The 16,118-nt window shown below is 36.9% G+C and carries 14 protein-coding genes; 10 read left to right on the forward strand and 4 right to left on the reverse strand.

The window, feature by feature from the left end:
- Positions 1 to 73 precede the first annotated feature (73 nt).
- From porK to topA, 3 genes are all read right to left on the reverse strand, one after another.
- Positions 74 to 1,435, reverse strand: coding sequence for a type IX secretion system lipoprotein PorK/GldK (porK, locus tag V7Z48_RS12255; RefSeq protein WP_442954717.1), 1,362 nt, complete (start codon positions 1,433 to 1,435; stop codon positions 74 to 76).
- A gap of 165 nt (positions 1,436 to 1,600) precedes the next feature.
- Positions 1,601 to 2,764, reverse strand: a complete 1,164-nt coding sequence (locus V7Z48_RS12260; RefSeq protein WP_334113831.1) for a formimidoylglutamase — start codon at positions 2,762 to 2,764, stop codon at positions 1,601 to 1,603.
- A 60-nt stretch (positions 2,765 to 2,824) separates the two neighbouring features.
- Positions 2,825 to 5,326, reverse strand: a complete 2,502-nt coding sequence (topA, locus tag V7Z48_RS12265; RefSeq protein ID WP_334113833.1) for a type I DNA topoisomerase — start codon at positions 5,324 to 5,326, stop codon at positions 2,825 to 2,827.
- 369 nt (positions 5,327 to 5,695) lie between these two features.
- On the opposite strand from topA, the gene miaB reads away from it, so the two are divergent.
- The 10 genes from miaB to V7Z48_RS12315 all read left to right on the forward strand — a co-directional run bounded on the left by miaB (position 5,696) and on the right by V7Z48_RS12315 (position 15,350).
- Positions 5,696 to 7,144 (forward strand): tRNA (N6-isopentenyl adenosine(37)-C2)-methylthiotransferase MiaB, encoded by a 1,449-nt coding sequence (gene miaB, locus V7Z48_RS12270; protein ID WP_334113834.1) that lies wholly within the window; start codon positions 5,696 to 5,698, stop codon positions 7,142 to 7,144.
- Between the two features lie 9 nt (positions 7,145 to 7,153).
- The gene (locus V7Z48_RS12275) at positions 7,154 to 8,089 is read left to right on the forward strand and encodes a hypothetical protein (RefSeq protein WP_334113836.1); all 936 of its coding nucleotides are present in this window, start codon (positions 7,154 to 7,156) and stop codon (positions 8,087 to 8,089) included.
- A gap of 35 nt (positions 8,090 to 8,124) precedes the next feature.
- Positions 8,125 to 9,390 (forward strand): sigma-54 interaction domain-containing protein, encoded by a 1,266-nt coding sequence (locus V7Z48_RS12280; RefSeq protein ID WP_334113837.1) that lies wholly within the window; start codon positions 8,125 to 8,127, stop codon positions 9,388 to 9,390.
- A 35-nt stretch (positions 9,391 to 9,425) separates the two neighbouring features.
- Complete coding sequence (locus V7Z48_RS12285; protein ID WP_334113839.1) at positions 9,426 to 9,929, forward strand: LptE family protein; 504 nt, start codon at positions 9,426 to 9,428, stop codon at positions 9,927 to 9,929.
- A 4-nt stretch (positions 9,930 to 9,933) separates the two neighbouring features.
- A complete protein-coding gene (locus tag V7Z48_RS12290) occupies positions 9,934 to 10,836 on the forward strand; it encodes a hypothetical protein (protein ID WP_334113841.1) in 903 nt (300 codons plus the stop codon).
- Complete coding sequence (gene secG / locus V7Z48_RS12295) at positions 10,836 to 11,180, forward strand: preprotein translocase subunit SecG (protein WP_334113842.1); 345 nt, start codon at positions 10,836 to 10,838, stop codon at positions 11,178 to 11,180. The genes V7Z48_RS12290 and secG overlap by 1 nt, the downstream gene beginning before the upstream one ends.
- Positions 11,181 to 11,391: 211 nt before the next feature.
- Positions 11,392 to 11,673, forward strand: coding sequence for a co-chaperone GroES (locus tag V7Z48_RS12300; protein WP_334113844.1), 282 nt, complete (start codon positions 11,392 to 11,394; stop codon positions 11,671 to 11,673).
- Positions 11,674 to 11,799: 126 nt separating this feature from the next.
- Positions 11,800 to 13,431, forward strand: a complete 1,632-nt coding sequence (gene groL, locus V7Z48_RS12305) for a chaperonin GroEL (protein WP_334113845.1) — start codon at positions 11,800 to 11,802, stop codon at positions 13,429 to 13,431.
- Between the two features lie 102 nt (positions 13,432 to 13,533).
- A complete protein-coding gene (locus tag V7Z48_RS12310; RefSeq protein ID WP_334113846.1) occupies positions 13,534 to 14,190 on the forward strand; it encodes a hypothetical protein in 657 nt (218 codons plus the stop codon).
- A gap of 413 nt (positions 14,191 to 14,603) precedes the next feature.
- Positions 14,604 to 15,350, forward strand: coding sequence for a hypothetical protein (locus tag V7Z48_RS12315; protein WP_334113847.1), 747 nt, complete (start codon positions 14,604 to 14,606; stop codon positions 15,348 to 15,350).
- 444 nt (positions 15,351 to 15,794) lie between these two features.
- On the opposite strand, the gene V7Z48_RS12320 is transcribed toward V7Z48_RS12315, so the two are convergent.
- On the reverse strand, positions 15,795 to 16,118 hold a 324-nt coding region (locus V7Z48_RS12320; protein ID WP_334113848.1), incomplete at its 5' end, for a DUF2784 family protein.

Consider the following 16,118-nt stretch of genomic DNA (forward strand, 5'->3'; position numbering starts at 1 on the left):
AATTTTAATTTTAAGTTACAATAACTTAAGTAGGTTAATAATTAGTTGTTTAGTTGAATTTAATTGTTTATTGTTAATTTGTTGCTGCATTCTGAGTTATTTCAGTTCCCATATAATCTTGAACTGTTCTGAAACCAATATAACTTCTAGCCGAATCGGCATATTCATAATCTCTCGTGCTAACTTGTAAGAAGTACGCTACGTCTTTCCATGAGCCTCCTCTTACTACCTTTCGGTTGTTGTTTTTGTCATTCACGTTTGGATTAATAGTTGAAGAATATTCGTAGGATCCTGGGTCGTATGAACCATGAACCCATTCCGATACGTTGCCTGCCATATTGTATAGGTTGAAATCGTTAGGATCGTAAGACTTCGCTTCAACGGTATATAAGGCTTGATCTGCTGCGTAATCACCACGCAATGGTTTGAAGTTTGCCATAAAACAACCTCTATCGTTTTTAGCATAAGGACCACCCCAAGGATAGGTTGCACCTTGCAAGCCACCACGAGCGGCATATTCCCATTCAGCTTCTGAAGGCAATCTATATTTATTTACAGGTTGCTTGCCTTTACTTTTTCTAAATCCGTTGTGATATAAAGTTCTCCATTGGCAAAAAGCGTTTGCTTGTTTCCAGGTAACTCCAACCACTGGATAATCTCCGTAAGCATCGTGCCAGAAGTAATCGTTGTGCATTGGTTCATTATAAGAATATGCGAAATCTCTAATCCAAGCAGTTGTATCAGGATAAATTTCAACGTCTTCTTGAGTTATAAAATCTGAACGTTTTAGATTTTTATTTTTTGCAGCAGCTTCAATATCCATATCGGTATAGCGGAACTTAAATTGCTTCACATTCCAGGTTCTAACACCGTTGTAAGATTCTTCTAGTGGTAAATACATCGAATCCATTACTTCAGCGTAATATTCGTCTGGATAGTCATCTGTTTTAAAAATTAAGTCAACACGCTTATTAACCTTTCTTCCATCATAATCTAAAGAAAAAGAATAATAGTTATCGTACATATATTTTTCGTAAACATTCATTTCATCAGGATTTGCATCTAAAAACGCAAACTCACCTGTACCACCGTCTCCTGGTACTAAAGCGAAATCATCAGCAATAATCGCTAACTTTCTTCTGATAATAGAATCTCTAACCCAGTGAACAAACTGACGGTATTCACTATTTGTGATTTCAGTTTCATCCATATAAAAGGCTCTTACGGTCGCCGTTCTGGTCGGCGCATCGTTAATTCCGGCAATATCATCGTCGGATTTTCCCATTATAAAAGCACCACCAGGAACTAAAGTCATACCATAAGGTTTTTCTGGGTGCCATTTTTTTCCTTTTACTCCTACTAATTGACCACGATCACCTGAATTACAACTGGTGATGAAGGCAATAACTGTAATAAGTAAAACAAACTTCTTTATATTCATAGAAACTCGAGGTTAAATTAGTTGTCGTTAATTACAAGGGCGTAAACATATCTATATATTTTCAATTACGCAACTTTTTTTTCATAATATTTGCATTTCGTCCTATAAAAAATACATTTTATCGATGAAACGCATGTTAAATTTAGGTAAACTAAATATTCAAAAACTATTCTTCTTATACGCTTTATACCATCTTTCTGGTATTTTACCATGACTTGCATCAGTGTAATCTTGATGCATGCAAGGTAATAACGTGTGCTTCTTTAATTTATTATTGACGTCTGGTAAAAAAGGAATTTCAATCCACCAGCGTCCTGTTTTTATACTTTTTATAAATATAAGCTCTTCATCTTCCACCAACACATTATATTTTTGATAATCATTCAAGTTTGAAAAACTATCGTCTTTGATACGACAATTTACGCCTTCAATAAAATACCATAGAATTTGAGCCATCAGCATATCGGTTACTTCATTGGGCGCAAACTTGTATTCGTATATACCAAAGGTTCTAACTTTGTTGCTAATTCCGGCGTATCTGGCAATAGCGCAGATTTGTTGACCGCTAAATCCATTTGGTGAATATTGCTGCTTTCTACCTACTTCGGATGCTTTAACTGATTTTAGATCTAAGCCCACAATGGTTGCATCGCGCATTACTGGTTCTACCAGCTGCGTATTAGAGGTGATTTCACCCAAGCGGTAAGCTTCAAAGTAGAGCTTATCCATCAAATCTATTTCTTCTTGAGAATTAAAATAGGTTTGATAACCAATAACGCTGTAATTAAAAAGATTGTAGGGTTTGTCTAAAATGACTTTTCCTAAATAACTGTTGTTTTTTATAGGAAGATTAGAATCGCCTAAATCAAAATTGGTATCTACATTTACAATATTTACCATAGGCGTAATCGTATCAAAAGCGCGATAAACAGCATACATTAAATCTTGACTGCCACCAATGAGAAGAGGAATTATCTGTTTCTCAACCAGAATTGAAATTGCTGTTTTAAGTGCAAAATAGGTATCCTCAACGCTCTCACCAGGTTTGATATCTCCTAAATCTGCTAGTTGGGTATGCCAATTACCTGGAAATAATTGGTATAGGGAAGTCCGCACAGCATCAAAATTGAGCTGCTCAGCCATATAATTAACATCATTTCGGTTTTCGAGAACGCCTAAAATTGCAATTTGAATATCTTCTAAATCTGGGAGGCCATTTTGCTTGGAATGAATTTTACACTTTTTTCCGAGAGATTGCGGTGTATTGAGTTCGTTTTTAGCAATAACGAATTCAGAAACAGGCGAGAGAAAATCAAAATTCATATAACTAATGAGGGTAATAGTATATTTATTCTGCCAAAGTTAATTAAAAAATAAGTTTTCCTATTTCTTTTTTGCGGTTGTTTTCTTCGAAGTAGCTTTTTTAACAGTTTTTTTCTTAGGAGTTTTACTTTCGATAAGTTCTTGTGCCTTTTCTAAAGTGATTTTAGAAGCATCAACCGATTTGTCCAGTTCTATTTTGATTTTACCTTTGATGATGTTGTGACGTCCCCAACGCGCTTTTTCAACAGTAATACCTTCCTTTTCCCAATGGTTGATAATTTTATCTTTGTCTTTCTGAATTTTATCCTCAATTAAGGTTTGAACATCCTCAAATGACAAATTATCCCAATCGTATTTTTTATTGACATTTATAAAGGTATTGTCCCATTTAATAAATGGACCAAATCTCCCTTTACCTTTAATCACAGGTTTGTCTTTGTAAGTAAAAATTGGCGCATCTGCTTCTTCCTTTTCTTTAATTAAGTCGATTGCATCGTCCATTTCAACACTCAACGCATCTACACCAGGCGGTAATGACACAAACTTCTTACCATAACGAACATAAGGTCCAAATCTGCCATTATTAACTTCCACTTCTTCATTTTTATAAGTACCTAGCTGTTTTGGCAGCTTGAACAAATCCATAGCATCTTCAAAAGTAATGGTATTGAGCTGCTGGTCGGGCGATAGACTTGCAAATAATGGTTTTTCTTCTTCCTCGGCTGTACCTATTTGTACCATAGGGCCAAATTTACCCAATCGTACACTTACTTGTCTTCCGGTTTTTGGGTCGGTACCAAGCACGCGCTCTCCTGATTCGCGTTCAGCATTTTCTTGTACATCGGTGACATTGGGATGAAATTTATCGTAAAACGTACGCATCATTTTGGTCCAATCTTCTTTGCCTTCAGCAATATCGTCAAAATCTTCTTCTACTTTGGCCGTAAAATTATAGTCAAGAATACTTTCAAAGTGATTGACTAAAAAATCGGTAACAATCATTCCAATATCGGTAGGTACTAATTTTCCCTTATCTGAACCAACTTTTTCAGAAAGGACCTTTTCAGTAACCTTTCCGTTTTTTAAAGTGGATTGTATATATTTTCTTTCAACACCATCAACAGTTCCTTTTTCAACGTAATTTCTATTTTGTATGGTTGAAATGGTTGGTGCGTAGGTTGACGGTCGGCCAATACCTAATTCTTCTAACTGTTTTACCAGTGACGCTTCAGTGTATCGGTATGGTGGTCTTGTAAATCGTTCTGTGGCGGTAATATAATTATTAGTGAGGCGCTCATTTAACTTCATTGCTGGCAACATGCCTTCCTGCTCTGTATCTTCATCGTCTGTACTTTCAAGATAAACTTTTAAAAACCCTTCAAATGTAATGACTTCACCATTGGCAGTAAATTGTTCTTTATGGGTTGAAGCTTCAATTTTAACATTGGTCCGCTCCAACTCTGCGTCACTCATTTGTGAGGCGATGGCGCGTTTCCATATTAATTCATACAATTTTGCTTGGTCACGCTCAACATTTACTGAGTTTTGACCAAAATTGGTAGGTCTGATTGCCTCGTGTGCTTCTTGTGCGCCTTTGCTTTTTCCTTTGTACTGGCGTGTTTTGCTAAATTTTGCACCATAACTTTTATTAATTTCTTCGGCAGCGGCGTTTTGCGCTTCTACAGATAAATTAACACTATCCGTTCTCATATAAGTAATAAAACCCGCTTCGTATAAACGTTGCGCGGCACTCATGGTTCTGCTAACTGAAAAGCCCAATTTTCTTGACGCTTCCTGTTGCAAGGTAGAAGTTGTAAATGGAGGCGACGGCGATTTTTTAGCTGGTTTTTTATCGAGACTCCCAACTTTAAACGTCGCATCTACATTGCGCTCTAAAAACTTAGAAGCTTCCTCCTTTTTAGAAAAGTTTGAATTGAGTTTTGCTTTAAATGTTTGCCCGGCTTCATTGGCAAATTCGGCATCAATCCTGAAAGATGCAACGGGATTAAATTCTTGAATTTCGCGCTCTCTTTCAACAATTAGCCTCACCGAAACCGACTGCACGCGGCCTGCGGAAAGTCCGCCTTTAACCTTGCGCCATAACACTGGTGACAGTTCGTAACCTACAATTCTGTCTAATACACGACGTGCTTGTTGCGCATCAACTAAATTATAATCTATTTCACGTGGATTGGCTATGGCTTTATCGATGGCCGATTTAGTAATTTCATGAAAAACAATACGCTTTGTTTTTGCTTTATCAAGTTTTAATTCTTCTGCTAAATGCCAAGCAATGGCTTCTCCCTCGCGATCCTCATCACTTGCCAGCCACACCATATCGGCCTTATTCGCTAGCTCCTTCAATTTTTTTACAACGTCGCGCTTATCTTTAGAAACTTGATATTTAGGTTTAAAATCACCATCTACATCAACACCTAATTCTTTGGAAGGCAAATCTGAAATATGTCCAAAACTGGACGCTACAGTATAATCTTTTCCAAGAAATTTTTCAATGGTTTTTGCTTTTGCGGGTGACTCAACGATTACAAGATTCTTTGACATGCTTTGCTTTTTAAGGATACAAATGTATATGAAAATTGAGATACAAACCTAATTTGGTCTCGAATACCAAAAATAAACTCTTTTAATTTTAGTTCATTTTCAACGACTAAGGACTAGAATTTCAAATTAATTTAAAAACTTAAATCACAATCCAGATAATTTTCTTTGGTGATGCCTCAATTTTTTGATTCGTTGAGGTAATTAACCTTAATTGCGTCAATTATCAACCTTGAACAATAAATATTTCAACTACAAATCAAGGCTTATTGACCAATTTGAATTAAAAAAACACGCTGACAATTTGTCACAATTCCAATTTATACCGTATCTTTGCAAACTTATTGATTAGTAGGCTGTATTGAAATAACTATGGAAAAAATCATTGACGAAAACAAACAAGGCGAACAACTTATTCTTGAAGCAAAACCCGAGAATACACGCAAACTTTTTATAGAAAGTTATGGTTGCCAAATGAATTTTAGCGATAGTGAAATTGTCGCTTCCATTTTGGCCAACAATGGTTACAATACTACACAAAACCTCGAAGAAGCTGACCTTGTTTTAGTGAACACTTGTTCAATTAGAGACAAAGCTGAACAAACGGTTAGAAAACGTTTGGAAAAATATAACGCCGTCAGAAAAATAAATCCTACCATGAAAATTGGCGTTCTGGGCTGTATGGCCGAACGATTAAAAAGCAAGTTTCTTGAAGAAGAAAAAATGGTAGATCTGGTGGTTGGACCCGATGCTTATAAAGATTTACCTAATTTATTAGAAGAAGTTGACGAAGGTCGCAATGCCGTTAATGTGATTTTATCTAAAGATGAAACCTATGGCGATATTGCGCCAGTCCGACTTAACTCCAACGGTGTTACTGCTTTCGTATCAATCACCCGTGGCTGCGATAATATGTGCACCTTCTGCGTGGTGCCTTTTACAAGAGGTCGTGAACGCAGTCGCGAACCTCAAAGTATTTTAGATGAAATTAAAGATCTTTGGCAACGTGGTTTTAAAGAAATTACACTTCTTGGTCAAAATGTAGATAGCTATCTTTATTATGGTGGCGGACTCAAAAAAGACTATGAAAAAGCCAGTGACATACAAAAAGCAACTGCCGTAAACTTTGCGCAGTTATTAGATGCGTGTGCAACTCAGTTTCCTAAAATGCGATTTAGGTTCTCTACATCCAATCCACAGGATATGACTTTAGACGTCATCGATACCATGGCTAAGCACCATAATATTTGCAATTATATTCACTTGCCTGTTCAAAGTGGTAGCAATCGTATTCTTAAGGCGATGAACCGCCAGCACACGCGTGAGGAATATTTTGAATTAATAGACAACATTAAAACACGCATCCCTGATTGCGGCATCAGTCAAGATATGATAACCGGATTTCCAACTGAAACTGAAGAAGATCATCAAGACACCTTAAGTTTAATGGAACGCGTCAAATACGATTTTGGATTTATGTTTGCCTATTCTGAGCGACCAGGCACCTTGGCCGAAAGAAAAATGGCAGACGATATACCTGAAGAAACAAAAAAACGTCGTTTGCAGGAAATTATTGACCTACAACGCGAACACAGTTATTTTAGAACACAACAACACCTAGGTAAAGTTGAGGAAGTGCTGATTGAAAAATCATCCAAAAAATCTGAGGCACATTGGTCAGGCAGAAACAGCCAAAATACCGTAGTGGTTTTTCCTAAAGAACATTACAAACCTGGTGATTTTGTAAACGTAAGAATTACTGATTGCACCAGCGCAACACTTATTGGTGAGGCTGTTGGCTATTCAAATATGAACAATTAACCCAAACCAATGAAACAACTCATCCTAATTTTATTATCAATCACCATTTTTACAGCTTGCGACAACGAACCGCTTGACGCGGATGTTGTTAACAACAACGAAAACAATAATGGAAACGGCAATAACAACGGCAATAACAATAACGACGACCCATTAGCACTTAGTCAGTACAGTTACGACATGAATTCAACAGTACCTCTTTTTGGAACCATCATTGTAAACACCGATTTTAATTTTAACGCCAACAATCGTGCAAGTACAGCAACTGTTGCCTCCACATTTTTCGGAACAACTTCTACAGAAAATTTGAGTTTTTCGCGCGATAATGCAGGTCGAGTTACCGGTTTTACGAGTGTTTCTTCTGGAGTGACTACCAATGAAACAATACTAACCTACAGCGATGGTAATATTTCAGAAATAGATTATAATTATATTCCAGACGATGAAGATGATTACACCTATAACTTTAGCTATAATGGTAATACCGTTACCCAAACCGAAGTTGGCTCTAATATTTCAACCGTTTTCACTTTCAACAACAGCAATCAATTAGTGAAAAAGGAATCTTTTGATGGTACCAACGCTATTCTCACCGAGGTATTGAGCTATGATGGTAATGGAAATTGCATAGCATCTGTTATTTCCGGGGAAGATAACACTTCTTCTGATTTTGTTTTCGACATCAACACCAATCCACTTAAAGAAGCCTTTAGCGATCAATATTACCTTTCATTTTTTAACGACGATTATTTAGACGAAGTTGGCAGTACCTTGGCACAATTTGCAAGTTCTAACAACTGGATAGGTATTACTACACCAGAGGGCACGGTGAATTTCACTATTACTTACGACAACGACACCAAGATTACTAGCCGAGGTGGAAGTTACGATTTGGGAGATGGTGTATTAATTGAACAGTCTGAAACCTTTCAATTTGTTAACTAATTAATGAGATTTCCGCATACGCGGAAATTTAAAATATGGAATCAACGCAAGTTATAAAACAACGTTTTGGAATTATTGGAAATGATCCAAAACTAAACCGTGCCATAGAAAAGGCCATTCAGGTAGCACCAACTGATATTTCGGTTTTGGTTACGGGTGAAAGTGGTGTTGGTAAAGAAAGTGTTCCTAAGATAATTCACCAATTGTCACACCGTAAGCATGCCAAATATATTGCCGTAAACTGTGGCGCCATTCCTGAAGGCACCATTGATAGCGAGCTTTTTGGTCACGAGAAAGGCGCGTTTACTGGCGCTACTCAAACACGAAATGGTTATTTTGAAGTTGCTGATGGCGGCACTATATTTTTAGATGAAGTTGGGGAATTACCGCTTACAACCCAGGTGCGTTTATTGCGGGTTTTAGAAAATGGCGAATTTTTAAAAGTAGGGTCCAGTCAGGTTCAAAAAACCGATGTGCGAATCGTTGCAGCCACCAACCTCAACATGTTTGAGGCTATTAAAAAGGAAAAATTCCGAGAAGATTTATATTATAGGTTGAGCACCGTAGAAATTTCATTGCCACCACTTCGTGACCGGAAAGAAGATATTCATTTGTTGTTCAGAAAATTTGCTAGCGATTTTGCTTCCAAATACAAAATGCCTCCCATCAAACTTTCTGATGACGCCGTACTTTTACTTCAAAAATACCGATGGAACGGAAACATTAGACAATTGCGCAATGTGGCCGAACAGCTCTCTGTACTTGAGCACGAACGCAATATTTCAGCCACATCTTTACGTGGATACTTACCGCAGAGTGACAGCTATTTACCTGCCGTTGTAGGTAAAACAAAGACTGAAAGCGACTTTAGCAACGAACGCGAAATTCTATATAAGGTATTGTTTGATATGAAAAGTGACCTAAACGACCTTAAAAAGTTAACTATGGAACTTATGAAATCAGGCAATGCCAACGACGTTCAAAAAAATAACGAAAGTCTAATTCAAAAAATTTATGGTGAAGAAGACGATATAGATTTTGAAACGCCTGACGAGGATATGGACGTTCTCAGTATACCTGAACGTACCGAAATTATTGAAAAGGATACTAATACTGCTAGCGATAAATACGATTTTGCTGAAGAAATTGAAGAAGAAGAAACACTGTCATTACACGATAAAGAATTAGAACTTATCAAGAAATCTCTTGAACGCCATAGTGGCAAACGAAAACTTGCCGCTGCGGAATTAGGCATAAGCGAACGTACCTTGTACCGAAAAATTAAACAATATGACTTGTAACGGGTCGTTAAGTTTTAAATAACGTAATATTATAAATGAAAACATATCAAATTATTTGCTTTTTAATAGCTTGTACCTTATTTCAAAACTGTGGATTTTACTCCTTTACAGGTGCCGATACTGGAACCGCAGAAAGCTTTCAGGTTAACTTTTTCCAAAATAACGCGCCTCTTATTGAACCAGGTCTTGATATTGACTTCACTAATGCTTTACAGGATTTAATTCAAAATCAAACCAAATTAAGTTTGGTTAATTCTGGAGGCGATTTAATTTATGAAGGCGAAATTGTTGAATATAGAATCTCGCCAACAACTGCAATTGCTGGCGATAGAGCCGCACAAAACCGTTTAACCATAACTGTTCAGGTTCGGTTTTTTAATAATACTAAAGAAGAAGCCAATTTTGATCAACGCTTCTCTTTCTTTTTTGATTACGAAGGAGCAGAACAACTTATTGGTTCTCAAAAAGACACTGCAGTTGCCGAGATTTTTGAACGTATCACCCAAGATATTTTTAACGCCTCCTTAGCCAATTGGTAACAACATGACAGCAGAAAACTTTACATATTTACTGCAACATCCCGAAAAAATTAATTCGGAAGAAACAAATGCAGTCTCAAATATCACTGAACAGTTTCCCTATTTTCAGCCTGCGCACGCCTTATACCTTAGAGGTCTTAAAAACAAAGAAAGTTTTAAATACAACCAACAACTTAAAACCACCGCATCAATTACAACAGACAGGAGTGTTCTATTTGATTTTATAACTTCCGAAATATTTAATCAAAACGAAATTTCGGAACAAATCAAACGCAACTCCGAGCAAATTAAAAACATTACGGTCTTTGAAGTTGAAGATATCTCAGTTGAAAAAAGCGTTACTATAGACGATGCTTTAAAGCAGCACATACAAGCCAGTGAAGGCGTATTAGACCCTTATTTATTCGAAACTAAAAAAGAAAAAATAACCGAGTCCAATCCGATAATCTCTGTAGATGTTTCTGAAATTGAAGAGGTAGAAAATACTTTAAATATTGGCAAACCATTGGAGTTTGATAAAACGGAAACGCATTCATTTACAGAATGGTTAAAAATTACTTCATTTAAACCTATCGAACGCGATGAAGTGCGGTCAACATCCGAGAAAACAGACGAAACTAGTTTGCCGATTACAAAAAAAATGGCGTTAATTGATAAGTTTTTACTAAACAATCCAAAAATTGAACCTGTGAAAACAGCACCAGTAAAACCGATTGTATTAGCAGACCATAACAAGAGCGACGGCTTTATGACAGAGACCTTAGCTAGGGTTTACCTAGAACAAAAAAACTACGATAAAGCAATGCAGTCTTATAAAATTTTAAGTTTGAAATATCCAGAAAAAAGTGGTTTCTTTGCAGACCAAATTAAAAAGGTAAAAGAATTACAAGAAAAAAATAATTTATAATGGGCAATTTTACAATCTTCTTAATACTAATAGTGGCAGTGTCATTTTTATTAGTTGTAGTCATTATGGTTCAAAATCCAAAAGGTGGCGGACTCTCTTCATCATTCGGCGGCGGCGGAACGCAACAATTAGGTGGTGTTAAAAAAACAGGCGACTTTTTAGATAAAAGCACCTGGGCTTTGGCTACTTTACTTTTAGTACTTATTCTACTTTCTAATTTTGCCATTCCAGGAATTGGTGGCGATGTAGAATCCAAAGCACTTAAAGATAGTAATACAACTACTGCGCCTGTTAATGTGCCAGCACCAACAACCAACGACAACACAGACAGCAACCAAGAATAAATTGGTTACGGTAAATAAAATTCTAAAGTCAGCTTCTTAAGCTGGCTTTTTTTTTGAAATCATCCCAATGTTTAACAACCTTATTACTGACAGTTTTTATCAACATTTCCAAAGCCTATGAAACTTTGTCAGTAAAGTGCTAGTGGCATATTTTTAGCTAATTCATGAATAGTAAAAACAATTTTAATTCATTTAAAAAAACATATTGAATATGGGCTTAAAAATCAAACCTTTAGCAGACAGAGTTCTTGTTGAACCAATGGAAGCTGAAACTACAACAGCTTCGGGAATTATCATTCCAGACAACGCCAAAGAAAAACCACAAAAAGGCAAAGTTATCGCCATTGGAACTGGAAAGATAGATGAACCGTTAACGGTTAAAATTGGCGACAGCGTCCTTTACGGAAAATACTCTGGCACCGAGTTAAAACTTGAAGGAAAAGATTATTTAATGATGCGCGAAAGCGATATTCTTGCAATTATTCCTTCGTAAGTCGGAATCTCAGAATCAATAAATCTAATCTCAATTACAGTTTAGATCATTATCTGTTTTCAATAAAAAAACAAATCAATTTATTAACGAAATACCTGCCTGCGCAGGTATAAAAAATTAACAATTATGGCAAAAGATATAAAATTTGATGTAGATGCACGTGACGGGTTGAAACGTGGTGTTGATGCATTAGCAAATGCAGTAAAAGTAACCCTAGGACCAAAAGGAAGAAATGTAATAATAAGCAAATCTTTCGGAGCACCGCAAATCACTAAAGACGGTGTAACTGTTGCAAAAGAAATTGAATTAGAAGATGCACTTGAAAATATGGGTGCACAAATGGTAAAAGAAGTAGCCTCAAAAACGAATGATTTGGCAGGTGACGGAACTACAACCGCAACTGTTTTGGCACAAGCTATCGTAAAAGAAGGTTTGAAAAACGTTGCTGCTGGCGCCAATCCTATGGATTTAAAACGCGGTATCGATAAAGCGGTATTAGCTATTACCGAAGATCTTGAAAAACAAGCCAAGAAAATTGGAAATTCTTCCGAAAAAATAAAGCAAGTTGCTTCTATTTCTGCCAATAACGATGACACTATTGGTGAACTAATCGCACAAGCATTCCAGAAAGTTGGAAAAGAAGGCGTAATCACTGTTGAAGAAGCAAAAGGGACAGATACTTATGTTGATATTGTAGAAGGTATGCAATTTGACCGTGGTTATTTATCACCTTATTTTGTAACCGATGCCGATAAAATGATTGCCGATTTAGAAAATCCGTACATTTTATTGATCGATAAGAAAATATCTAATCTTCAAGAAATTCTTCCAATCCTTGAGCCTGTAGCGCAATCTGGAAGACCATTGTTAATTGTTGCTGAAGATGTTGAAGGCCAAGCCTTAGCTACTTTAGTAGTAAATAAATTACGCGGTGGTTTAAAAATCGCTGCTGTAAAAGCACCTGGTTTTGGCGATCGACGTAAGGCTATGTTAGAAGATATAGCCATTTTAACTGGTGGTGTTGTTATTTCTGAAGAACGCGGATTTACATTAGAAAATGCGACTTTAGACATGTTAGGAACAGCGGAAACTGTTACTATCGATAAAGACAACACAACTATCGTGAATGGATCTGGTAAAGCTGCCGATATTAAGGCGAGAGTTAACCAAATTAAAACTCAAATTGAAACTACCACTTCCGATTACGACAAAGAAAAACTACAAGAGCGCTTGGCTAAATTAGCTGGTGGCGTGGCTGTATTGTATATCGGTGCCGCATCTGAAGTAGAAATGAAAGAGAAGAAAGACCGCGTAGACGATGCGCTTCACGCAACAAGAGCTGCGGTTGAAGAAGGTATTGTTGCTGGTGGTGGTGTTGCCTTAGTGCGTGCTAAAAAAGCACTAGAAAAATTAACTACGGCTAATTTAGATGAAACCACTGGTGTTCAAATCGTAAACAAAGCCATTGAAGCGCCTTTAAGAACGATTGTTGAAAACGCAGGTGGCGAAGGCTCTGTGGTTATTAATAAAGTACTCGAAGGGAAAAAAGATTTTGGTTACGATGCCAAAAATGATGTGTATGTTGATATGCACCAAGCTGGTATCATCGACCCTAAAAAAGTTACCCGCGTGGCTTTAGAAAATGCTGCCTCGGTTGCTGGTATGATCTTAACTACCGAGTGTGCTCTGGTTGATATTAAAGAAGATGCTCCGTCAATGCCAGGTGGCATGGGCGGCGGTATGCCAGGTATGATGTAATCCTTAAAAACGGATTTAAAAATGAACCTCTTCCTCAAAAGAAGAGGTTTTTTTATTGCCTAGTTTTCCATATTTTTAAGGAATCATTTTCAATGTTATCCTATGAAAAAAATTAATTGGAAATATGCGCTTGGTGAAATACTGATTGTTATTCTTGGGATCACCATTGCCTTTAGTTTGAACAAGTGTGCGGTACAAAAAGACAATGACGCCTTAGGCACCATGTACTTAGATAACCTAACCAGCGACCTGCAACAAGACAAACACATTCTAGAAGCCAACCTCGAACAATTTAAAACCAAAAGGAATAAAATCAACAACATCACAGCCATTTTAGGTTCTGAAGTAGTGCTCAACGGACAGCACAATGCTCTGGTTTTTGAAGTATCTGAACTAGAAACATTTAAATCCAACAACGTCACCTATAATACACTAGTCAATTCGGGAGATTTTAAGCTTATCAAGGATTTTGAGCTACGAAAAGCCATTGAAGCACACTATAATAATACTTATAATACCATCCAGTCGGAGTATTTACGCTTGGAGAATATTCATAAAGTATATTTAGCAGATTTATACATCTATAAAACAGATTACGATAAATTCAAAACCAATGAATTTGTTTTTGAGGATAAAAAATTATTGTATAATATATTGGTAAGCAAAGAGGGCGCTAGTAAAATTGCTATGGAGGCCTCAAAAAAAGGTATAGAAAGCTGTGACCAACTGTTAAAACGCATCCAAGCCTATAAGAAATAGCCGTTTAAATAAAGCTATTTTAGAACTGTAAGACTGTAGGTCTGAAATTACAAGTACTAAATTTCAAATACCAAATTCCAAAGGAACGGCTATTGGATTCTTTCTTTTTACTTGATGAGATTATTTAGGCTGAATCTTCGATTTTCCAGCTTATCCTCCACTTCTATTGTTTGAATGGGAAAATCATGTTGCGGAGATGGTTGTGCCACTGAAATGCGATTACTTCATTATAAATGCGTTTGTGTTCCAGCATTGATGCGGGTGGAGCAATGATTTTTGCTTGCATTTACATTCTATTTTATACGCTGTATATACGCTATACATTCGTTATATATTTGTTTTAAATACGCTATATATTTTTGTAATATTGGTTTATTGTATTACTTTAGTATATATTTTTAAAACTTAAAGTTATGGCAAGAGTTACAGGACTTTTTAAAATTACTGGCACCATTGGAGGCATGAACTTTTATCTGGATGGTGGTGAAAATTTAGTCAGGGATGCCGGTGGCGGATTTAATGGTGATGCCATCAGGACGAAGGACAGCATGGTGCGGGTGCGTGAAAATGCCTCTGAGTTTGGGCATTGTGCATCGGTTAAACGTGTATTTATGAATGCTCTGCATCCTTATCTTTCTAAATTAAAAGGGCGGAAGTTGCATAGTGCTATGACTAGTTTATTTGTCCAGATTAAGAACTTTGACCCTGTTTCCAAACGTGGTGAGCGACGGGTTTCTCAAGGGCTAACTACTCCTGACGGGCACAATTTATTACTGACCTATTCTTATCCTGAACGTTTTACGGTGGATCAAGTTTTGGGTAATCGTTTTAGTGTTGATATGACTACACACAGTTGTAGTTGTATTGATTTTGATGTAAGTAAGATTGCTTTCCCAGAATATGCTACGCATGTGAGCTTGCTGTATGGTGTGGTGTTCATGGATTTTGAAGTTCTAGAGGCGAAAGCTTTTTTGGCAGCCGACTACTATATTGCCAAAAATGATGTGAATCACTCCATTACTTTAAATCCTGTTGCTGCTCCAATCGGGACGGGTGTGCGTATTGCTGTGATGGGTGTGCGGTTTTATCAGGAGGTGAATGGAGTTATGACGCAGTTGGAAGCTAAGCGTGGGGTTGCGGTTTTGGGGGTTGATGTTTAGTATTCAGTGATCAGCAGCAGTGGTCAGGTTTGTGATTGGACGTGCAGGGCTAAAAATTCCAAAGGAAATTCCAAAAACTCAAGTACCAAATTCCAAAGGAAATTCCAAATTATAAGCACCAAATTCCAAAGTAGTGGTCAGGTTAATTGACCCAGGACTAGCGGACGTAGGACTTTGGGGAGCGCGCATTTCAAGAAAATTTGGGAGAACCATTAGAGATGGTTGGGACAGGTTGGGATGGTTTATTAGGTTTTTAAGCTCGAAGTTGCAAACTTCGAGGAGCGGGCCGGCGGTATGCCATGGATGATGTAAAAGAAACTAAACGTTTTCAATAAATTATTTAACCCTTTCAGAGTTTTAAACTCTGAAAGGTTTTTTTTCTAACCTAAATTTTCGATTTATGAATGAATATAGGAAGACTTTTAATTGAACACAACTATAATGTCACTTTCCTCTCCTAAAAAAATTGACCCAAACCGAACCTATAAAAACCATTACAGTAATTACCAACGTCATTGTATTAACAAGTCTGGCCTGGGGTAACCAGCCTGTAAGTTTTTCAATCAAAAAAGCAATGTAACTATTTGGCATGCTTGTTTCGCCTAGTTTACGAAGTATTGTATAATGCCAATCGGTTAAAAAGCAATAACCAAAGCCATACCAGAAGCCCAAAACACCCCAAGAAAACAGCATGAGGAGCATACTGTAAAAATGTAGCTTTCGAGTTTTGGGAAATAGCCAACCAAGAAGGTTAAACACAATCAAAAT

Source organism: Paucihalobacter sp. (genome assembly GCF_036825875.1).
In the GTDB taxonomy this organism is placed as follows: Bacteria; Bacteroidota; Bacteroidia; order Flavobacteriales; family Flavobacteriaceae; genus Paucihalobacter.